Source organism: Paractinoplanes rhizophilus (assembly GCF_042664765.1).
GTDB classification, from domain to species: Bacteria; Actinomycetota; Actinomycetes; order Mycobacteriales; family Micromonosporaceae; genus Actinoplanes; species Actinoplanes rhizophilus.
The window spans coordinates 17,613-37,126 of record NZ_JBHTBJ010000022.1 but is presented as its reverse complement, the minus strand read 5'-3'; the positions used below and the strand labels follow the sequence as shown (position 1 = coordinate 37,126).

Below are 19,514 nucleotides of genomic sequence, written 5' to 3'. Positions count from 1 at the left end.
CCCGTGAAGCTCCGCAGGAAGCTGCTCGTGCTCGGCGCCGTCGCGGCCGCCGGCCTGGCCACCGCGATCATCCCCATGACCAGCTCGAACGCGGCCGTGGCCTGTGCCCCGGCCTGGTCGTCGAGCGCGATCTACGTCAACGGCAACCAGGCCTCGCAGAACGGCCACAACTACACCGCGAAGTGGTGGACCCAGAACGAGTCGCCGGCCACCCACTCCGGCCAGTGGGACGTGTGGGCCGACAACGGCGCCTGCGGCGGCGGCACCACCCCGACCACGCCGCCGACCACCGGCCCGACCACGAACCCGCCGACCTCCGGCACCAAGATGGCGTCCTCGCCGTACGTCTACCCGGGCTGGGGCAACCCGCCGGCGCCCTCGACGGTCATGAACGCCACCGGCATCCGGGCGTTCACGATGGCGTTCGTGCTCGCCAGCAACGGCTGCAACCCGGCGTGGGACGGCGAGGGTGGCCTGACCGGCGGCGTGCACGCCAGCTACATCCAGCAGATCAAGGCGGCCGGTGGCGACGTCGTCCCGTCGGTCGGCGGCTACAGCGGCAACAAGCTCGGCCCGAACTGCTCGACCACGGCCGCGCTCGCCGGGGCGTACCAGAAAATCATCGACGCCTTCGGCCTGAAGGCGATCGACATCGACATCGAGAACACCGACGAGTTCGAGAACACCGCCGTGCAGGACCGGGTCCTCGGCGCGCTGAAGATCATCAAGCAGAACAACCCGTCGGTGAAGACGATCCTGACCTTCGGCACCTCGACCAGCGGACCGACCTACTACGGCACCCGGCTGGTGCAGCAGGCCAAGGCGCTGGGCGCGAACATCGACATCTTCACCCAGATGCCGTTCGACTTCGGCGGCGGCAACGACATGTACGGCAACACGGTCAACGCGTCCGAGGCGCTGAAGAACCTGCTGAAGACGACGTTCGGGTACACCGACGCGCAGGCGTACTCGCACATGGGCATCTCCGGCATGAACGGCCTCTCCGACCAGCAGGAGCTGACCTCGACCGACACCTGGACCCGGATCCGCGACTACGCCAAGAGCAAGGGCCTGTCGCGCTTCACCTTCTGGGCGGTCAACCGGGACCGCGGCTGCGCCGGCGGCGGCGTGGTCTCGAACTGCTCCGGCATCGCGCAGGCCGACTGGGCGTTCACGAAGATCTCTGCCGGCTTCTAGGGGCCGGGCTGCTAGAGCCTTCTTCCCCAACAGGAGACGCGCGGTCGCCCCGGCGGCCGCGCGTCTTCTTGACGATCCACCACGCGACGGTCGCCACGAAGAACGCGCCGACCGCGTAGTCGAACCATTGGCTGTACTTCTCCAGGTCCTGCCAGCGCTCGCCGAGCAGGTATCCGCCGACCACGAACAACGCGTTCCAGACGCCGCTGCCGAGCGCGGTGAAGACCACGAACTGGCCGAGCGGCATGCGATTGGCGCCGGCCGGGATCGAGATCAGCGATCGTACGACCGGAGCACAGCGCCCGAACAGCACGGCGCTCTTCTCGTGCTTCTCGAACCACCGGTCGGCCTTGTCCAGGTCGCTCGCGTCGACCAGCGGGATCCGGTCGAGCCAGCGCCGCAGCCGCTCCTCGCCCAGCGCGTACCCGAGCCAGTAGAGGGCCAGCGCGCCACCGACCGAGCCGGCGGTCGCCGCGACCAGCACGAGCACCACGTTGACCCGGCCCTCGGCGGCCAGATAGCCGGCCAGCGAGAGCACGATCTCGCTGGGGATCGGCGGCACCAGGTTTTCCAGCGCGACGAGCAGACCCACGCCCAGCTCGCCCAGCGCCTCGATGACGGACGCCACCCACCCGGCCAGACCCTGCAACTCGCCCATCATCGACTCTTACCCGGCGGCCGGTCGGTTTCACGCGCCGCCGAAGGTGGCAATTAGCTGAGACATGAGTGACCGCTGGTACAAGAAAGCCGTCGTCTACTGCCTCGACATCGACACCTTCGCCGACAGCAACGGCGACGGGGTCGGTGACATCCGCGGCCTCATCGGCCGGCTGGACTACCTGGCCCGGCTCGGGGTCACCTGCCTGTGGCTGAACCCGATCCATCCCTCGCCCGACCGGGACGACGGGTACGACGTGTCCGACTTCTACAACGTCGACCCCCGCTTCGGGACCCTGGGCGACTTCGCCGAGTTGCTGCACCAGGCGGGCAACCTCGGCATCAAGGTGATCATCGACCTGGTGGTGAACCACACCTCGGACAAGCATCCGTGGTTCCAGTCCGCGCGGTCGTCGCCGGATTCGCCGTACCGGAACTGGTATGTCTGGAGCGAGACCGAGCCGGACGACCGTCGCCAGGGCATGGTTTTCCCGGGCGAACAGCGCGAGACCTGGACCTACGATCGCACCGCGAAGGCCTGGTTCTACCACCGGTTCTACAAGTTCCAGCCGGATTTGAACATCAAGAACCCCGAGGTACGCGCGGAGATCAAGAAGATCTGCGCGTTCTGGCTGCAGCTGGGCGTCTCCGGGTTCCGGATGGACGCGGTGCCGTTCATCATCGAGGAGACCGAGCCGGGCAACCCGAACTCGCCGAAGGACATGGAGTTCCTCAGTGACCTGCGGCAGTTCGTGCAGTGGCGCAAGGGCGACGCGGTGCTGCTGGCCGAGGCGAACGTCGAACCCGACCAGCTCGTGGAGTTCTTCGGCGACGGCGGCGGCGCGAACGGCCGGATCCACATGCTCTTCGACTTCATGCTCAACGCCCGGCTGATGCTGGCCCTGGCGCGCGCCGACCCCGAGCCGGTCATCGAGGCGCTGCGCGAGACGCCGGCGCTGCCGGACGGCGGTCAGTGGGCCACCTTCCTGCGCAACCACGACGAGGTCGACCTCTCCCGGCTCACCGCGGACCAGCGCGCCGACGTGTTCGCGAAGTTCGGTCCCGAGCCCGAGATGCAGCTGTACGGGCGCGGCATCCGTCGCCGGCTCGCGTCCATGCTCGGCAACGACCGGCGGTGGCTCGAGCTCGCGTACTCGTTGCAGTTCAGCCTGCGCGGCACCCCGGTGCTGCGGTACGGCGAGGAGATCGGCATGGGCGACGACCTCGCGCTCGAGGGGCGCGACTCGATCCGTACGCCGATGCAGTGGTCCGCCCTGCCCAACGCCGGCTTCACCACCGGCGATCCGGTGCGCCCGGTCATCGCCGACGGTGACTTCGGCTACGAGAAGGTCAACGTCACCCTCCAGCGGCACGATCCCGGGTCGCTGCTGTCCTGGTTCGAGCGCATGATCCGCACGCTCCGGGAGGCGCCCGAGATCGGGGCCGGCGCCTGCACCCACGTCGACGTCCCCGCGCCCGAGGGGGTGCTCGTCCATCGCGCCGACGACGTCACCGGTACTATGCTGTTTTTGCACAACCTGTGCACAAAGGATGCGGTCGTCGATCTCAGCTCGGTCTATGCCGAGGCCGAGTTCCCGAACGACATGCTCGCCGACCGGGAGTACCCCGACCTGGGCAAGTTCGCCGAGGTGCCGGTCGCCGGGCATGGCTATCGGTGGATCCGGCTGCGGCGTCGGCCGTGAGCCGGGTTACAGTCGGCCGTCGGTGTTGAGATCAACCGGAGGTCTTCGATGTCGCAGTCCGTTCCCACCCGCGTCGCCATCGTCACCGGTGCCGCACGCGGCATCGGGGAAGCCACCGCCCGCAAGCTCGCCGCGGACGGCATGGCCGTCGCGGTGGTCGACATCGACGAGGGAGCGTGCGCCAGCACCGTCACCGCGATCCACGACGCCGGCGGCACCGCGCTCGCGGTCGGCGCCGACGTCTCCGACTCGGCCCAGGTCGCGGCGGCGGTCGAGCGGGTCGTCGCCGAGCTGGGCTCGCCCACCGTGCTGGTCAACAACGCCGGCGTGCTGCGCGACAACCTGCTGTTCAAGATGACCGACGACGACTGGGAGACCGTGATGGCGGTCCACCTGCGCGGCTCGTTCCTGTTCAGCCGGGCGGTGCAGAAGCACATGGTCGACGCGGGCTGGGGCCGGATCGTCTGCCTCTCCAGCACCTCGGCGCTGGGCAACCGTGGCCAGGCCAACTACGCGGCGGCCAAGGCGGGCCTGCAGGGCTTCACCAAGACCCTCGCGATCGAGCTGGGCCGCTTCGGCATCACCGCCAACGCGGTCGCCCCCGGCTTCATCGTCACCGACATGACCGCCGCCACGGCCGCCCGGGTCGGGATGGATTTCGCCGATTTCGAGAAAGCCGCGGTGAGCCAGATCCCGGTCGGGCGCGCGGGACGCCCCGAAGATGTCGCGAACACCGTATCCTTCCTCGTCAGCGAGGGCGCGGGCTTCGTCTCGGGCCAGGTCATCTACGTGGCCGGGGGCCCTCGCGACTGAGTCGTTGTCGAGAGGCGCTACAAAGAGATGATGAACAGACGCATGAGCTCCCGTAGCGTCTCGCTCACCGGCACGTTCCTGTTGCTGGCCGCCGGCGGGGCGGCGGCCTGCGACAACGGCAACGACTATCAGGACGAGGGCTTCTACTGCGCCGACGCGAACGGCGTGGTCGTCGACGAGGACTACTGCGACGACGACCGGCACTATTCCTCGGGCCTGGTTCCCTTCTTCATCTGGCACTCGGCGGGCTACGGCCGGGGCTACCCGGTGGGCAGCAAGCTCCCGCCCGGCGGCAGCAAGTTCGCATACAACGACCGGGCCGCGCGGACCTCGTACGGCCTGCCGGCCACCGGCAAGATCGGCAACGGCACGGTCAAGACCAGCGTGGTCGGCAAGGGCGGCAGCGGCTCCAAGTACGGCTCGTCGGGCGGCAAGCGGTCGGGCGGCTGACGGTGCGCAGGGTTCCCTACGGACCGGTCCGGGACGGGTGGAAACTCACCAACTACAGCCTCGGCCTGACCTACAACGACACCGAGCTGCCCGACGGGACGATGATCTCGTACTGGCAGGAGGGTCCGTACTACGACTTCACGGCGGCCGAGATCGAGGAGCTCGAGGCGGCCACCGCGACGCTGTACGCGATGTGCCTCGAGGCCGGCGACTGGATGGTCAAGCAGTGCCCGCGGCACACCGTCCAGGGCCGCCGCGAGGGCTACTTCGCCTCGGTGTGCAACCCGTCGACCTGCTTCCTCGCCAAGATCGGCATCCCCGAGTTCGCGCACGAGCAGATCATCCGTACCTGGTTCGACGGCGACGCCGAGACCTGGACGCACTACGACAAAGACCCCGACATGCGGCTGCCGATGGAGACGCCGGACTACTCGCCGAGCGTCTACGGCCGCTTCGACCTCTGGTACAACGGCGCCGGCAGCACGCCCAAGCTGCTCGAGTTCAACGCCCAGACGCCGACCGCGCTGGTGGAGAGCGCGGTCATCCAGTGGCACTGGGTCGACCAGACCGGCGTCACGCAGCATCCGTGGCGCCAGTGGAACTCGATCCACGACCGCCTGGTCGGCTGGGAGGCGGCCGACGGCGAGCCCGCCAACCCCGGCGCCTGGCGGCGCAACATCGACAAGCTGCGCCAGGCCCGCACGTGGCTGCCGGAAAAACCGAAGATCTTTTTCGCGTACGAGACGAGCGAGACCTCCGGCGAGGACCGGATGAACGTCGCGTACCTGATGTCCACCGCCGAGGAGGCCGGCTACCCGGTCGAGCTGATCGCGATGAGCCAGATCGGCTGGGACGTGGCCGGCGACCGGGTCGTCTTCGTGCCCGAGCCCGGCCGGGAGGACAAGGCCCAGCCGATCGACATCATCTTCATGCTCTATCCCTGGGAGTGGTTCTGGCAGGAGGAGGGCGGCAAGGGCTTCTTCCGCAACATGGCCGACCCGTCGAAGCACGGCACGGTCTGGATCGAGCCGCCGTACAAGGCCGCCTTGCTGGGCAACAAGGCGCTGCTGCCGGTGCTGTGGAAGCTCTTCGGCGACGACCCCGAGCGGTCCAAGTTCCTGCTGCCGGCGCATTTCGCGGGCTCGTCCGGCGCCGCTGCGCTCAAGTCCTACGCCAAGAAACCGGTGTGGGGCCGGGAGGGCGGTTCGGTCACGCTGGTGCGTGACGGCGAGACCATCACCGACAACCCCACCGAGTACGGGTCGGACGGGCTCTTCGTGGTGCAGGAGCTGTGCGAGCTGCCGTCCTTCGACGGCCTGGAGGGAACGGTCCACCCGGTCCTCGGCGCCTGGCTGATCGACGGCGAGCCGGCCGGACTGGGCATCCGTGAGGGCCTCGGCGTGGACGGCCTGGTCACCAAGGATCGCTGCTACTTCCTCCCGCACACCGTGGAGGCTTCCCAGTAGCTCTGGCGCGTCAGTGGGTGGCGCGTCAGTGGGTGGCGCGTCAGTGGGTGGCGCGTCAGGAGGTGGCGCGACGGCGGGCCCGTATTGCGAGCACCAGGCCGACGATGGAGATCAGGGCGGCGATGGTCTCGGCCACCGCGGAGAAGACCTTGCCGGGCTCGTGCCAGGTGTTCTCGTACAGGTTGGGGATCGGCCCGAGCTGGCCGACGTTGACGTACGTGTACAGGAACACCGCCACGGCCGCGCTGCCGGAGACCAGCAGCGAGATCGCCCAGGTGAGCACGCGGGGCCAGATCAGCACCGCGAGCGCGACCACGATGGCCACGATCCCCTGGATCCGGAACAGCGTGCCCTCACTCATCACCGAGGACTTGAACTGGTCGTACTGGGCGGCGTCGTGCAGGTGGACGTACGCGTCCACGCCGAGCAGCACCGCGGTCACCGCGGCGAGCGCGCGCTGCGCCATGGTGGTTTCGCGCAGGGCCACTCGGGAGCCCGCGTGCATCACATGATCGGTCATCGGTCCGGTCCCTTCGAAGGCGGCTTCTCGGATCGATGCTCGTCCGCTCGTCCCGCCGCGGCATTGCGGCCAGCCGGAGAAGTTCGCTACCCGCCAGCAGGTACTCGGCGCGGCCCTTTGCTCTGCTCACCGAGAGGAAGCGGCTGCGCCGAGTTGGCTGCGGTCAGCCCTGGCTCGGGTGGTCGCCGGGGCGGGGGCGGTGCCGCCACAGCCACCACAGGCCGAGGAACGGCAGGATCAGCGGGACGTAGCCGTAGCCGCTGCCGTAGTGGGACCAGACCGTGTCGTCGGGGAAGGCGACCGCGTCGGTGATGCTCAGGGTGCCGACCACGAGGACGCCGATCAGCTCGATGGTGCAGCTGACCAGGGCGATGCGCCGCCCGCGCTCGCCGCCGATCGCCAGGCCGACCGTGGCGACCAGGTAGACCAGGCCGGCGAAGGCCGACAGCAGGTAGGCCAGCGGGGCCTCGTCGAAGTGGGTGACCACCTGGACCAGCCCGCGGGCGCTGGCCGAGAGGGCGCCCAGTGCGTAGACGAACAGCAGCACGCGGCCGAAGCCGGTGTTCAGCGCGGAGTCGGCCGGGCGGGTGCGCGCGGGGGTGGGTGAGTCAGGCACCGGTCACCGACGCGATCTGCTGCAACCGCAGCACCAGGACCGGCAGGACCAGGCAGGCCACGCCGAGGATCAGGTTGCCCCAGCGGGTCGGCTCCATCTTGGCCAGGTAGAGGGCGACCGGGGCGAACGCGATCGTGGTGATCAGGTAGCCGGCGAAGGTGGCCGTCTCGGACGGGCGGGAGCCGTCGAAGAGGCCGACGACCGCGACCACGACGAGCACGGCGACCAGCACGCCCAGCACGCCGGTGGCGATGAGCTCGGCGCGGCCGGGGGCACGGTTGAGCGCGGCGCGCAGCAGGAACCACGCCGCCAGGACGAGGGCGACCACGATCGTCGCGACCGACAGGGGACCGTTCACCCGGCACAGCGTACTGATCGCCGGATGCCTGATAGCTTGCGGACCATGCGCTTCGGATTGTTCGGCACGGGACCATGGGCTCGCCTGGCGCACGCGCCGGCGCTGACCGACCACCGGGACGTGGAGTTCGTCGGGGTCTGGGGGCGCGATCCGGGCAAGGCGGCCGCGCTCGCGTCCGAGCACGGGGCCAAGGCGTACGGCGAGATCGACGACCTCCTCGGTGACGTCGACGCCGTCGCCATCGCCCTTCCGCCGGACGTGCAGGCGCCGATCGCGCTGCGGGCGGCGCGGGCCGGCCGGCATCTGCTGCTCGACAAGCCGGTGGCGTTCGAGCCCGCGGCGGCCGACGAGATCGCGGCGGCGGCCGAGGAGCGCGGGCTGGCGTCGGTGGTCTTCTTCACCCGCCGGCTCGTGCCGGTGACCGGCGAGTTCCTCGCCGAGACCGTCGAGCTCGGCGGCTGGCGGGAGGCGCGCGTCGAGCATGTGGGCTCGATCTTCACCACCGGCAGCCCGTTCGGCGAGTCGCCGTGGCGCAAGGAGAAGGGCGGGCTCTGGGACGTCGGGCCGCACGCGCTCGCCCTGGTGCTGCCGGTGCTCGGCCCGGTGACCGAGGTGACCGCGATGGCCGGGCCGCACGACATGTCGCACGCGCTGCTGCGCCACGCCAGCGGCGCGATCACCATGCTCACGCTGAGCGTGGACGGCGCGCCCGGCGCCGTACGCCAGGAGGCGATCTTCTTCGGCGAGGGCGATCCGCGCCGCGTGCCGGAGGCGCAGTGGCGGGCCGACCAGGCCCTCGGCCGGGCCATCGACCAGCTGATCGCGGCGGCCGGCGGCGGGCCGAAGTCCGACGTCGACGTGCGGTTCGGCGCGGAAGTGACCGCCGTCCTGGCGGCCTGCCAGGAGGCGATCACCACCGGCCGCGTGGTGGCTATCGGCAGCGGTAGATAACCGGCGCGAACGGCTTGCTGCTGTCGGCGATCGGGCTGATCGCGGTGCCACCGATGACATGCGCGTCGTCGCTGACCGCGTTGATGGAGACCGAGCCCAGTCCGGCCTTGCCGAGCTCGGGGTCGTTCGGCAGCTTGAGCACCGCTCGACCGACGAAGACGGCGGGCTCGTCCTGGGCGATCGACTTGAATCCCGTACGCCCACCCGGGTCGAGCTGGGCCAGGGCGGTCTCTCTGGTCACGAGTTGCCAGGTCTCGCTCATCGGCTCGTACCGGTAGGTGCCGCCCGGATTCGTGTTGACCGCCTCGCCGTAGACCCAGCCGAAGGCGAACCCGTTCGGCATGAACGAGGCCGGCCCAGGCGCCGCGGAGGCCGGCCCCGCCGCGCCGGAGACCGACGCGGAGCCGGGGGGCGCGCCGATCGGCCGGCCGCTGCCGTCGGGGAACCAGAGGTAGCCGCTCGGGCCGATCTCGCCCACGATCGTGCCGTCCGGGCTGATGCCCCAGACCCGCACGGAACCCGGGCCGGCCGGCGCGGGCAGTTCCTCGGGCTCGGCGTCGATCGACCGCCAGCGGGCGGGGACGCTCCGGTCCCCGACCTTGATCGTGCCGGCGATGACCCCGTCGTCGTTGATGCCGATCGCTTCGGCCCCGGTCCCGCCCTTGAGCGGGACAAGCTTTCCGTCCGTGTACGCGTACGCGGGGTCCCGCGCCGAGTTCGCCGCGCCCACCGCGACACCGGACGCGTTGACGTCCACGAGAGCGAACTCGCGGGCCGTCTTCGAGGGCGCCGGGACGTCGTCGACCAGCTTGCCGTCGTGCCAGACGAGGACCCCGTTGAGGCTGCTGGGCGCGGGGTCGGCGGTGCCGACATGCCAGCGCCCGGTGTGATCGCCGGCCATCATCTCGGCGCTGCGGTGGCCACCCAGGTCGAGCCGGGACACGGTGCAGGAGGTCGGCACGGGCGGATCCGGCGGCAGGACTACCGGGGGTTTGTCCTTGTCGTTGGCCGGCGCCAGCAGCAGGCCGCCGGTGAGCAGGGCCGCGCCGGCCGCGGCGAGGAAGCCGCCGCCGAACCACCGGCGGCGCCGGCGCATTCGCGCGCCTCGCAGCATGGCGCGGCGCACGTCGATCGCGGGCGGCCCGGCCGGCTCGGTCTTCAGCGGGGCCAGCAGGAGGGCGCCGTACTCGTCGTTCATCGCCACCTCCGTGCCGTCGTGGTCGTGGTTCATCGCGCGCCTCCCTGACGGGGCGCGGGAACCCGCTCACCGAGGATCTTGCGGAGAGCGGTGAGACCGTGCGAGGTCTGGCTCTTGACCGTGCCCTCCGAGCAGCCGAGGATCTCGGCCACCTCGGACACCGCGAGGTCGCAGAGGAAGCGCAGCACCAGGACGGCCTGCTGGCGCGGGGGCACTTTGGCGAGGGCGGCGCGCAGGACGGTGCGGTCCTCGGCGGCGCCGGCGACCGGCGCCGCGCGGTCCGGCGGCGAGCCGAGCAACACCCGCCACCAGCCGCGGCGCTTCTCGTCCAGGAAGGCGCGCACCATCATGGTGTGCACGTACGCGTCGAGGTTCTCCACCGCGGAGATGCGCGGCCAGCGCGCGTACAGCTTGGTGATGGTTTCCTGCACGAGGTCGTCGGCCTGGTGCTCGTTGCCGCAGAGCAGGAACGCCATCCGGCGCAGCGCGCCGGTCCGGCCGTTGACGTACGCCAGGTACGCCTCATCGGTTCCGCTCGCCATCCCCCGCCTCCGTCAGTGGTCTTCCCAGTAGACGGGGTTCGGGCGGAACCGGTTGTAGGCGAATTTCTACGGCACGATTTTTCTATGGCACGATGCGTTCGATGGTCGCGGGGCCGTCGCGCTCGATCTCCTTGCGGGCGCGCTCGACGTTCTCGGGCGTCGGGTCGCGGCCCTCGGCGACGGCCACGTCCTCGGGATCCCACTGCTGGTCGGCGCCGGTGCGCCAGTTGGGCTCCTCGCCCGGCTGCAGGAAGTCGGGGTTGTCCCGGTCGGCGCCGCCGCCGGTGATGAAGGCGTCCACGGCCACGTCGTCCTCGATCGCGTCCGCCACCTCCTCGGTCTCCTCGAGCGGCGGGCGAATCTCGTCGGTCATCTCATCCTCCATGGTTGGCCTCTTCCATCTCATACCCCGTCGGGCGCGGCGTGACCATGCGACGGAATCGGACGATCGACTCGTCGGTGGGTCAAACTGAGCGCTAACTGGACAGGACTTGCGCGTTACGGATGGACGCTCAGTAGCGAGCCGAATACATTTTCGCTGGCACGTGTGAGGACGGACCGGGCGGGGACGCACCCCGCCGCGACCGGCCAGTCGTGTTGGGTGAGGGGGAGACGCGTGACGAGCCTGTCCGACGCGGAACGGGACGCATGTGACGTGATGCAGGCACTGGCCGGGATGGCGGCGGTGCTGCGGCGGCCGGCCGGCGAGGTGCCCGGCCTGGATCCGTACGATCCGGCGGCCGAGGAGGCGCGCCGGCTGCTGCTGAGCATCGCCGAGGACGCGGGCGCCGCGTCCGCCCGGGTGGTGGCCTATCTGCGCGAGCAGCGCGCTGCCGGGGACGGCGAGTTGGTCGCGGTGCCCCGCCGGCTCGGGCCGTGGCGCGAGTGGACGCCGTCGCGTGGTCACCTGTTCGGGGCGACCCCCAGCGTGCCGCGGGCGGACGGCGTGCCCCAGCCCCGCCGTAGCGACCCCGGCGAGTAGCCGGCCCCGAGCGGCAGGCGGCCCCGAGCGGCAGCCGGCCCCCGAGCGGCAGGCGGATCGGTCAGCCGCAGCGTCGCAGGGTGTCCGACGGGGCCTCGCCGAAGCGGGTGCGGTAGGCGGACGCGAAGCGGCCGAGGTGGGCGAAGCCCCAGCGGTGCGCGACCGCGGCCACCGTCATGCGCAGCGGGTCGGCGCGGCGCAGCGTCTCGTGCGCCCGGAGCAGCCGGACGCTCTGGAGGTATGCCATCGGCGTGCACCCGATGTGCCGCCGGAAGCCCTCCTGCAGCGACCGCACGCTCATCCCGGCGATGGCGGCCAGGTCGGCCACCGTGAACGGCTTCTCCGGCTCGTCGTGGATGGCGTCCACCACGCGCCGGATGGCCCGCGGCGGGCCCGCTCCGACCGGGCCGGTCAGCTCGTCGTGGTAGCGGTGCGGGACGCTCAGCAGCAGGCCGCTCAGCACGCTGCTGCGCAGCTGCTCGGCGATCAGCGGCTGATAGATCAGGCTTTCGGTGTGCTCGAGCTCGTCGCGCATCAGGCGCACGAGACGGCTCCAGCTGTGCCCGAGGCCGCCGGACAGGTCGATGGCCGGCGGCAGGTCGATCGGACCCCGTACCGGCCGGCCCAGCAGGCCGGCCAGCTCCTGCTCGAGCGCGTCCCGTTCGATCTTCACGGCGAGCTCGGCCGAGTTCGCGTCGTGCATGGTGTAGACCGGGTTGCCGGGTCCGAAGACGACCCCGGTGGACGGGCCGGCCACCACCTCGTGCCCGGCGTGCCGGGCCTGCATGCGTCCCGTGGTGGGCATGCTCACGTGATAGGCGTCCAGCTCGGCCACCACCAGGCTGACCGGCCCCGCGAAGCTGATTTGTCCGACCGTCAGGGGTCCGAGTTGGATCACTTCGACGCCCAGGCCGAAACCCTCGGCGCCCTCCGGCGTGCCGACCGCCACCGGGTAGTAGAAACGATTGAGCACCGAGCGGGCCTGGTCGATATCGACGCTGCTGAAGTGGACAATGTCGGGCACTTCGGAGTACGCCGGGCCGGATCTCGAATAGAAGTCATCCATACCGAAGCGCACTCCATCGCATACTGTGAGTATTCGGCCCGCCACCGGGCTCGTCAACGTTGCCGCTGGGCGCTGACCGTTCCAGCACATTCAGGCCATATGAACTACTCTGGCGTTCCGCGCCTACGTGGCGTAACTTGCAGACCAGCGGATTGTTGTAGGAACGCGGTGGGAGAAGCGGCGCACGGGCGATTCGTCCGACGTCAGGTCTGGGCGTTTCGGGCCGGTGTGCGCCTCCACGCGGTAGGGTTCGGCGTCGGCCCGCTCGACGCCAGGAAGAGGGCAGCCGTGTATCTGCCGATCACCACCCGCCAGTTGGCCGATGGCACCGTCGAGATCGCGCCCAGCGGAGAGATCGACTTGGACAACGCCCACGTGATGCGGGACGCCGTGAATGACGTCCTGACCAGCAGCACGCCGGGCAAGATCTGCCTCGACCTGCATAGGGTGATGCTGATCGACAGCATCGGGATCGGCATCCTCGTCGCCTGCTTCCACACGGCGGCCGCCAGCGGCGTCAAGCTGGTGGTCAGCCACCCCAGCCCGACGGTGTACCGCCAACTGTGGGTCTCGGGCCTGGTGGGCCTCCTGGGCTGCGCCGAGCCGCCGCAGCCGCGCACCTCGGTGGGCCTGCGCCCCTCCTGAGCGAGCGGCCACGTCTCCGGGTGCCTGCGCCCGCCCCAGGTGGCTCCGCGCCCGCGCGGATGGGGCTGTGCCCGCCTGAGGCCGGCTTTCGTGTTGAATGCGGCACGTGACCGTGCTGCGTTCCATCGGGCTGTTCGTGCTGGCCGCGCTCGCCGAGATCGGCGGGGCCTGGCTGGTCTGGCAGGGTGTGCGGGAGCATCGTGGGCTGCTGTTCGCGGGGGCCGGGGTGGTCGCGCTCGGCGCCTACGGCTTCGTCGCGACGCTGCAGCCCGACCCGCACTTCGGGCGGATCCTTGCCGCGTACGGCGGGGTGTTCGTGGCGGGTTCACTCGTCTGGGGGATGGTCGCCGACCGATTCCGGCCGGACCGCTATGACCTGATCGGGGCGGTTCTGTGCCTGGCCGGGGTGGCCGTCATCATGTACGCGCCGCGCGGCGCGTGACCAGGTCTCGCCGCGCTGACTTCGGGCGGCGGGGACGGTGTGGACGCCCGCAGGGCCGCGAGGACCGGCGCGCGATGCTTGCGGAGTCGCTCGTCCGGTGACCGGGGTTACTGCGGCTCTGGCTAGGTTGGAGACGTGCGGCGCTTCGCGACACCCCTGCTCATCGGGTACGTCCTGGGTGTCCTCGCCCTGACGATTCCGCCCGATTTCTCGCCCGATCCCACGGATTATCTGGGCGAGTCCGCCTGGACGCCGCTGCAGCTCGTGCCGTTCGCGGTGGACGCGCCGAGCTTCCTGCTCAACGTGGTGATGTTCGTGCCGTTCGGGGTGTTGCTGCCGGTCTGCGTGCCGCGGGTGGGCTCGTTCTGGCGGGTGCTGGCGTGCTCGGTCGCCGCCAGCCTGAGCATCGAGACCGCCCAGCTGATCATCAATCTCACGCTCGACGGCCTGCGTACGGTCGACGTCAACGACCTGGTCGCCAATGCCGTGGGCGGGGTGCTGGGGTTCGGTCTGCTGCGGCTCGCGCGGCCCGGGCCGCCCAGCCGCCCGTGAGCAGTCGGCGTGCTCAGTCGTTGAGCTGCGCGCGCTGGATCTCGGTGAAGGCGGCCGTGAGCTGCGGCGCGACCGGGCGCGGGCCGAGCAGGTCGGCGGCCAGCAGCGCGGCGTGGCGGGCCAGCACCCCGGGCTTGGGCGGGGGAGCGCCGTCGTCCTCGCCGGTGACCCCCAGCGCGCCCGCCAGCAGCAGCAACACCACGTGCGGGTCGACCTCGGGCTGCCACGCCGCGGACTCGCGGACGGCATGCTCGAGCACGGCGCGAACCGCCTCGCCGTCGAGGCCGTCGGGATGGGTCTGCTCCAGCAGCAACCGGATGAGCGTGCCCAGCACCAGCCCGGTCGGTGCCGGATCGAGCCCGGCCAGGTCGTCCACGGCGCCGGTCAGGGCCTCCTCGTCGCGACGCTGGGCCGCGTCGACGGCGGCGGTCGTGGCGGACGCGATCGGCCGGGCCGGGGACGGGAGATGCCGCCAGTTCTGATCCATGCCGGTGACCCTAGGCCCGGCCTTCGCCCCGGGAAAATGTCGGTGGGTGCTGGCAGGCTGTCCCCATGAGCTCACCTCTCCGCGATGCGATCGCCGCCCGGGTCGGGCGCGGCGAGTTCCCCGGTGTGGTCGCGCTGGTCGCCCGCGACGACGACGTCACGGTGCACACCGTCGGCGTCACCCGGTTCGGCGGCGACGTCCCGATGCGGCGCGACACGCCGTTCCGCATCACGTCGATGACCAAACCGGTGATGGCCGCGGCCGCGCTCATGCTCGCCGAGGACGACCGCCTCGACCTCGAGGAGCCGGTCGCCAAGCTGCTGCCCGAGCTCGCCGGCCAGCGCGTGCTGCGCCGCCCCGACGGCCCGCTCGACGACACGGTCGAGGCCGCCCGCCCGGTCACGGTCGAAGATCTGCTCACCTTCACGCTCGGCTTCGGCTTCATCCTCGACGGCGACACGATCGACCCGCCGTGGCCGATCGTCGAGGCGTGGCGCGAGCTGGGCCTGGCGCTGGCCGAGCCCGAGCCGCGCACCCCGCACGGTCCCGACGAGTGGGTCCGCCGTTTCGGGTCGCTCCCGCTGATCCACCAGCCCGGCGACAAGTGGATGTACAACGCCGGCACGATCATCCTCGGCGCCCTGCTGGCCCGGGCCGACGACCGCCCGCTCGCCGAGATTCTGTACGACCGGGTGTTCGCGCCGCTCGGCATGACACAGACCGGCTTCTGGCTGCCGCCCGATCGCGCCGCCGCGCTGCCCGGGCAGTACATGACCGACCCGGCGACCGGCGTGCTGAGCGAGCGCACCAGCACCGGCCCCGAGGTGTGGAGCCGGCCGCCGGCGTTCCCGTCCGGGTCGGGCGGGCTCGTGTCGACGGCCGACGACTTCCTGGCCTTCGCCCGCATGCTGCTCGACGGCGGCGTGCACGGCGGCACCCGGCTGTTGTCGGCGCAGGCCGTGGCCTCGATGACCGGCAACCATCTGACACCCGCCCAGATCGAGAGCGGCGGCTTCATCCTTGGCGGCAGCGGCTGGGGTTACGGCCTGGCAGTGACGGTCGCCGACGACGAGGTGTCCGCGGCCGGGCGGTACGGGTGGGCCGGCGGCTACGGGACGGCCTGGTTCAACGATCCGCGCGAGCGGCTCGTCTCGATCGTCCTGAGCCAGGTGAGCGACCTGCTGTGGAACGGGGCGCTGACCGAGTTCAACCGCCTGGCATATCGTGATCACGACCCTGGGAGGGCACGCGATGAATAACCCTCAATGATCCGCACGACATAGCCGATCTTTTCGCCGAGGACGCCGCGTATTTCACCGAGCCGTTCGCGACCCCGTGGGTGGGGCGCGAGGCGATTGTCGAGGGCTGGCGGGCCCACGGCGACAAACCCGGCGCCACCACGTTCGAGTGGCATCCGCTGATCATCACCGAGGATCTGGCGATCATCGGGGCCACCACGAGATATCCGGATAAGACGTTCAGCAACCTGTGGGTGCTGCGGCTCGACAATCTCGGCCAGGCCCGGCAATTCACGGAATGGTGGATGCAGCACCCCGCCTGAGATCGTCGCCGGCCCGGTGCCGCGTGGGCGTAATCCGCGATGAATGTGAATGGCATTCGAGTGGTGGCGATGTGCGATTTCGCGGCCGGACGGGCACACTGCCACGGTGGAGGTTCGGCAAACGCTCGGCGGCCGCTACAAATTGCTCGATGAACTCGGCAGCGGTGGCATGGCGGTGGTGTGGCGCGCCCGGGACGAAGTGCTCGGGCGGCCGGTTGCTGTCAAGCTCCTCGCCGGGCGCTACGCCGGCGATCCGCAGTCGCGCGCCCGCATCCGGGACGAGGCGCGCGCGGCCGCGACGCTGTCGCATCCGAACATCGCGCAGGTCTACGACTACGGCGAAGCCGTCGACACGGGCACGCCCTACGTGGTGATGGAGCTGGTCAACGGCCCGACCCTGCAGCAGCGGGTCTCGGCCGGCAAGCTGCCCCCGCGCACGGTCTTCCGCATCTGCGGCGAGGTGGCCGCCGCGCTGGCCGCCGCCCACGACCGTGGCCTGGTGCACCGCGACATCAAGATGGCCAACATCATGGTCACGCCGGCCGGCGCGAAGGTCGTGGACTTCGGCATCGCGGCCGCGGCCGGTCCGGCGTCGCCCGAGGAGATGCTGGTCGGGACCCCGGCGTACCTCGCGCCCGAGCGCCTGACCGGCGAGCTGATCGTGCCGGCGTCCGACGTGTACGCGCTGGGCGTGCTGCTCTACCGCCTGCTCGCCGGCGAGTCGCCGTGGTCGGTGGAGAGCACGACCCAGATGTTGCGCGCCCACGTCTATCTCGATCCGGCGCCGTTGCCGCCGGTGCCGGGCGTGCCGCGACCGGTGCGCGACCTGATCGACCGGTGTCTCGGCAAGGATCCCGAGGCCCGGCCGAGCGCGAGCGAGGTTTCGTCCATTCTGGCGGACGCGGCCGAGGCCGCGGATTTTTCCGATTCCGTACGCGGGGGAGCGGGCACTCCGCCGCCGCGGGTCCCGTCGCCGGCCGAACGCCGAGCCGACGCTCCCGACGACCTCGACGGACCCGACGACCCCGACGACCCCGACGCTCCCGATGACCTCGACGCCGAGACGTCGGTGTGGTCTCGCCGCGACAAGGGGACCGGCGAAACGGCCTCGCGCGGGGCGGCCGCGGGCGGGGCGGCCGCGGGTGCGGCTTCGGGCGGGGCCGCTCCGGGCGGGGCGGGTGGGGCGGCTTCGGGTGGGGCGGCTTCGGGTGCGGCGGCTTCGGGTGCGGCGGCTTCGGGTGGGGCGGCTTCCGGCGATGCGTCGGCCGGTGGCGGCATGGCGGAGGATGCCGAGGGAAAGGCCGCTGCGGGGCGGCGGCCGGTCAACGCCCGGACCGAGCTGCTGGCGGGCGCGGGGAGTTCCCGCGAGGGTGAGCGCGGCGTCAACGAAGGCCCGGGCGCCCGCGGCGGTGCGGGATCGGGAGCAGGCGGCCACGCGGGACCGGCGGGTGCCCGCGGTGGGGCGGGCGACCTTGGCGGCGCCGCGGCCGGCGTCGGCCCGCGGCGGAACGCGGGGCGGGCGATCGGGCCGGCGCGTACGTCCGGGAACCTGCGGGTGGGGACGCTCGGCGAGACCGTGCCGGGGGCGCGATGGGATTCCCCGGCGAAGTGGGGACGTGGTGCTCCGGGCGTACCGGATGGGGAGGACGACCACGACGATGCCGGCGGCATGCCGGGGTTCTTGGGGCAGCGTGGGCGGGTGTTGCTGATCGCGGCCATCCTGGCCGTGGTGATCGCGGCGCTGATCGGGATGGCGCTGGGCGGGCCATCGCGACGGGAGGGCTCGACGCCCACTGCGGCCGGGACGGCATCGGCGGCACCCAGCGTGAGCAGCGGTTTGGGGGCGCCCGCGGCGATCGACGGCGGCGGCGTCACGCACTCCGCCGCGGCCGGCGTGCCGGTGCGCCCGTCGATGGCCACGGAGCCGAGCGCCTCGGTGAGCCCGGGCGGCTCGCCGGCCGGGTCGGCGCCCGGCGCGGGCGACGACCCCGGCGCGGAACCCAGCCCGTCCGCCGCGGGCTCGGCCGCTCCCGAGGGCAAGCGGCTCGACTCGCCGGGCGGCTTCGTGCTGGCGACCTGCGGCGGGGGCAAGGCGACGCTGACACACTGGGCGGCGAAGCCGGGCTTCACGGCCGAGAACGTCGAGCCGGGGCCGGCGCTCACCGCCTCGGTCGCGTTCCGGGGCACGCCGACCCGGTATCGCATGACCGTCACCTGCGTGGCCGGCACACCGACCCCGGTGGTGCTGCCGCTATGAGGCGGCGGACAGCCGGGCCGCTATGAGGCGGCGGACAGCCGGGCCGCTATGACGCGGCGGACAGCAGGGCTTCGGCGACCGCGGTGCGGGTGTTCAGCAGCGAGCGACCCTGCCGGTGGGTCACCACCAGGCCGGCCGCCCGCAACGTCGTCAGGTGCTGCGAGACCCCGCCAGCAGTGATGCCGGTGCGGCGCGACAGCTCCGTGGTGGACAGCGGCGTCGCCAGCTCGGTCAGCAGGCGGGCCCGGCCCCGGCCCAGCAGCGCCGTCAGCGCGTCCGGCTCGCGGGACGAGCGCTCCCACAGCGTGGCCACGCCGCGCGCGGGATAGGCGAGCTGCGGGATCTCGCCGGCCGTGACCGTGAGCACCGCGGGCCAGACGAAGACCGACGGGATCAGGATCAGGCCGGCGCCGTCCGGGACGTCGTCGGCCCGGCAATGCGGCTGGTCGATGGTCAGCTCGCCGTTCCGCCAGGTCACGCTCGGGTGCAGGTCGTCGAGGACGGCGGCGCTGCCGGTCTCGGCCAGGCGGCGGGCCCGGCGCTGGACCTCGGCGTCCAGCACGGCGCGCATGCGGGGCCAATCGGGCGCGATCGCCACCGACCAGTAGGCGGCGATCTCGTCGGCCAGGCGGCGCAGGCCGGCCGCGGGGTCGTCGCGCAGCGGGCTCTCGACACCGGCCAGCTCGAGCTGGGCGCGGACGACCGACGGCGGCGTGACGCGCAGGCCGGCCAGCTCGCGTTCGAGGTCGCCGGCCAGCCCGCTGGGCGGCGGGGTCAGGAAGTCCGGCGTGTAACCGCCGCTCGGCGCCACCAGGCTCCACAGCAGGCCGCCCTCGTCGACGCCGGCCCGGGCCCGCGCGGCCCAGCGCCGATGCACCTCGGGCACCCCGGGGTCGCGGAGGATGCGGACGCTCGCCAGCACCTCCCACAGGCAGCTCACGGCGAAACGGATGCGGGTCGCGGCCGCCGCCGACAGGCCGATCGTGGCCAATGCCGCCTCCGTGGATTTAGCCCGAGCTGAAACCTTACGCTCCGGCGGATCCATCGCGAA

The 19,514-nt window shown here is 71.6% G+C and carries 23 protein-coding genes; 13 read left to right on the top strand and 10 right to left on the bottom strand.

Annotation, left to right across the window (positions count from 1 at the left end; all coding sequences use genetic code 11):
* The first annotated feature begins 3 nt into the window (after positions 1-3).
* Positions 4-1,197, top strand: coding sequence for a chitinase (locus ACFQS1_RS25700; RefSeq protein WP_378972937.1), 1,194 nt, complete (start codon positions 4-6; stop codon positions 1,195-1,197).
* On the opposite strand, the gene ACFQS1_RS25695 is transcribed toward ACFQS1_RS25700, so the two are convergent.
* Entirely contained in the window at positions 1,172-1,855 is a 684-nt protein-coding gene (locus tag ACFQS1_RS25695; RefSeq protein WP_378972934.1) for a DedA family protein, read from the bottom strand. The genes ACFQS1_RS25700 and ACFQS1_RS25695 overlap by 26 nt on opposite strands.
* Positions 1,856-1,919: 64 nt before the next feature.
* Here ACFQS1_RS25695 and ACFQS1_RS25690 point away from each other — a divergent pair, with 64 nt between their 5' ends.
* Genes ACFQS1_RS25690 through ACFQS1_RS25675 form a run of 4 tightly spaced genes read left to right on the top strand, consistent with a single transcriptional unit; the run spans position 1,920 to position 6,286 of the window.
* Positions 1,920-3,557, top strand: a complete 1,638-nt coding sequence (locus tag ACFQS1_RS25690) for an alpha-amylase family protein (RefSeq protein WP_378972932.1) — start codon at positions 1,920-1,922, stop codon at positions 3,555-3,557.
* Between the two features lie 48 nt (positions 3,558-3,605).
* Positions 3,606-4,370, top strand: coding sequence for a 3-oxoacyl-ACP reductase FabG (gene fabG / locus ACFQS1_RS25685; protein WP_378972929.1), 765 nt, complete (start codon positions 3,606-3,608; stop codon positions 4,368-4,370).
* A 42-nt stretch (positions 4,371-4,412) separates the two neighbouring features.
* Entirely contained in the window at positions 4,413-4,820 is a 408-nt protein-coding gene (locus tag ACFQS1_RS25680; protein ID WP_378972927.1) for a hypothetical protein, read from the top strand.
* A 2-nt stretch (positions 4,821-4,822) separates the two neighbouring features.
* Positions 4,823-6,286, top strand: coding sequence for a glutathionylspermidine synthase family protein (locus ACFQS1_RS25675; protein ID WP_378972924.1), 1,464 nt, complete (start codon positions 4,823-4,825; stop codon positions 6,284-6,286).
* A 55-nt stretch (positions 6,287-6,341) separates the two neighbouring features.
* Here the strand turns inward: ACFQS1_RS25675 and ACFQS1_RS25670 are convergent, their stop codons facing one another.
* The 3 genes from ACFQS1_RS25670 to ACFQS1_RS25660 all read right to left on the bottom strand — a co-directional run bounded on the left by ACFQS1_RS25670 (position 6,342) and on the right by ACFQS1_RS25660 (position 7,780).
* Positions 6,342-6,806 carry a hypothetical protein gene (locus ACFQS1_RS25670; protein WP_378972922.1) on the bottom strand — a complete coding sequence of 155 codons (465 nt, stop codon included), beginning with the start codon at positions 6,804-6,806 and terminating at the stop codon, positions 6,342-6,344.
* A 163-nt stretch (positions 6,807-6,969) separates the two neighbouring features.
* A complete protein-coding gene (locus tag ACFQS1_RS25665) occupies positions 6,970-7,422 on the bottom strand; it encodes a hypothetical protein (RefSeq protein WP_378972920.1) in 453 nt (150 codons plus the stop codon).
* Positions 7,415-7,780: a hypothetical protein gene (locus ACFQS1_RS25660; RefSeq protein ID WP_378972918.1), complete on the bottom strand. Its 366-nt coding sequence runs from the start codon at positions 7,778-7,780 to the stop codon at positions 7,415-7,417. The genes ACFQS1_RS25665 and ACFQS1_RS25660 overlap by 8 nt, the downstream gene beginning before the upstream one ends.
* Positions 7,781-7,825: 45 nt before the next feature.
* Here ACFQS1_RS25660 and ACFQS1_RS25655 point away from each other — a divergent pair, with 45 nt between their 5' ends.
* Positions 7,826-8,731, top strand: coding sequence for a Gfo/Idh/MocA family protein (locus ACFQS1_RS25655; protein WP_378972916.1), 906 nt, complete (start codon positions 7,826-7,828; stop codon positions 8,729-8,731).
* Here ACFQS1_RS25655 and ACFQS1_RS25650 read toward each other — a convergent pair.
* The 3 genes from ACFQS1_RS25650 to ACFQS1_RS25640 form a co-directional block, all read right to left on the bottom strand.
* On the bottom strand, positions 8,712-9,962 hold the full coding sequence (locus ACFQS1_RS25650; protein WP_378972913.1) for a hypothetical protein: 1,251 nt from the start codon (positions 9,960-9,962) through the stop codon (positions 8,712-8,714). The genes ACFQS1_RS25655 and ACFQS1_RS25650 overlap by 20 nt on opposite strands.
* The gene (locus ACFQS1_RS25645) at positions 9,959-10,471 is read right to left on the bottom strand and encodes a SigE family RNA polymerase sigma factor (RefSeq protein WP_378972910.1); all 513 of its coding nucleotides are present in this window, start codon (positions 10,469-10,471) and stop codon (positions 9,959-9,961) included. The genes ACFQS1_RS25650 and ACFQS1_RS25645 overlap by 4 nt, the downstream gene beginning before the upstream one ends.
* 82 nt (positions 10,472-10,553) lie before the next feature.
* Positions 10,554-10,844: a hypothetical protein gene (locus tag ACFQS1_RS25640; RefSeq protein ID WP_378972909.1), complete on the bottom strand. Its 291-nt coding sequence runs from the start codon at positions 10,842-10,844 to the stop codon at positions 10,554-10,556.
* Between the two features lie 243 nt (positions 10,845-11,087).
* On the opposite strand from ACFQS1_RS25640, the gene ACFQS1_RS25635 reads away from it, so the two are divergent.
* Positions 11,088-11,453 (top strand): hypothetical protein, encoded by a 366-nt coding sequence (locus ACFQS1_RS25635; RefSeq protein WP_378972907.1) that lies wholly within the window; start codon positions 11,088-11,090, stop codon positions 11,451-11,453.
* A gap of 61 nt (positions 11,454-11,514) precedes the next feature.
* On the opposite strand, the gene ACFQS1_RS25630 is transcribed toward ACFQS1_RS25635, so the two are convergent.
* Entirely contained in the window at positions 11,515-12,519 is a 1,005-nt protein-coding gene (locus tag ACFQS1_RS25630) for an AraC family transcriptional regulator (RefSeq protein WP_378972904.1), read from the bottom strand.
* A 288-nt stretch (positions 12,520-12,807) separates the two neighbouring features.
* On the opposite strand from ACFQS1_RS25630, the gene ACFQS1_RS25625 reads away from it, so the two are divergent.
* The 3 genes from ACFQS1_RS25625 to ACFQS1_RS25615 all read left to right on the top strand — a co-directional run bounded on the left by ACFQS1_RS25625 (position 12,808) and on the right by ACFQS1_RS25615 (position 14,158).
* Positions 12,808-13,164, top strand: coding sequence for an STAS domain-containing protein (locus tag ACFQS1_RS25625; protein WP_378972901.1), 357 nt, complete (start codon positions 12,808-12,810; stop codon positions 13,162-13,164).
* A 106-nt stretch (positions 13,165-13,270) separates the two neighbouring features.
* Complete coding sequence (locus tag ACFQS1_RS25620; RefSeq protein WP_378972900.1) at positions 13,271-13,606, top strand: YnfA family protein; 336 nt, start codon at positions 13,271-13,273, stop codon at positions 13,604-13,606.
* Positions 13,607-13,741: 135 nt separating this feature from the next.
* The gene (locus ACFQS1_RS25615; protein WP_378972898.1) at positions 13,742-14,158 is read left to right on the top strand and encodes a VanZ family protein; all 417 of its coding nucleotides are present in this window, start codon (positions 13,742-13,744) and stop codon (positions 14,156-14,158) included.
* Positions 14,159-14,171: 13 nt separating this feature from the next.
* On the opposite strand, the gene ACFQS1_RS25610 is transcribed toward ACFQS1_RS25615, so the two are convergent.
* The gene (locus ACFQS1_RS25610; protein ID WP_378972895.1) at positions 14,172-14,645 is read right to left on the bottom strand and encodes a hypothetical protein; all 474 of its coding nucleotides are present in this window, start codon (positions 14,643-14,645) and stop codon (positions 14,172-14,174) included.
* Between the two features lie 65 nt (positions 14,646-14,710).
* Between ACFQS1_RS25610 and ACFQS1_RS25605 the strand changes: the two genes are divergently transcribed.
* The 3 genes from ACFQS1_RS25605 to ACFQS1_RS25595 all read left to right on the top strand — a co-directional run bounded on the left by ACFQS1_RS25605 (position 14,711) and on the right by ACFQS1_RS25595 (position 18,463).
* The gene (locus ACFQS1_RS25605) at positions 14,711-15,904 is read left to right on the top strand and encodes a serine hydrolase domain-containing protein (protein ID WP_378972893.1); all 1,194 of its coding nucleotides are present in this window, start codon (positions 14,711-14,713) and stop codon (positions 15,902-15,904) included.
* Positions 15,901-16,206, top strand: coding sequence for a nuclear transport factor 2 family protein (locus ACFQS1_RS25600; protein WP_378973098.1), 306 nt, complete (start codon positions 15,901-15,903; stop codon positions 16,204-16,206). Before ACFQS1_RS25605 ends, ACFQS1_RS25600 begins: the two co-directional genes overlap by 4 nt.
* A gap of 106 nt (positions 16,207-16,312) precedes the next feature.
* Complete coding sequence (locus ACFQS1_RS25595; protein ID WP_378972890.1) at positions 16,313-18,463, top strand: serine/threonine-protein kinase; 2,151 nt, start codon at positions 16,313-16,315, stop codon at positions 18,461-18,463.
* Positions 18,464-18,509: 46 nt separating this feature from the next.
* On the opposite strand, the gene ACFQS1_RS25590 is transcribed toward ACFQS1_RS25595, so the two are convergent.
* The gene (locus ACFQS1_RS25590; protein ID WP_378972888.1) at positions 18,510-19,454 is read right to left on the bottom strand and encodes an ArsR/SmtB family transcription factor; all 945 of its coding nucleotides are present in this window, start codon (positions 19,452-19,454) and stop codon (positions 18,510-18,512) included.
* Positions 19,455-19,514 lie beyond the last annotated feature (60 nt).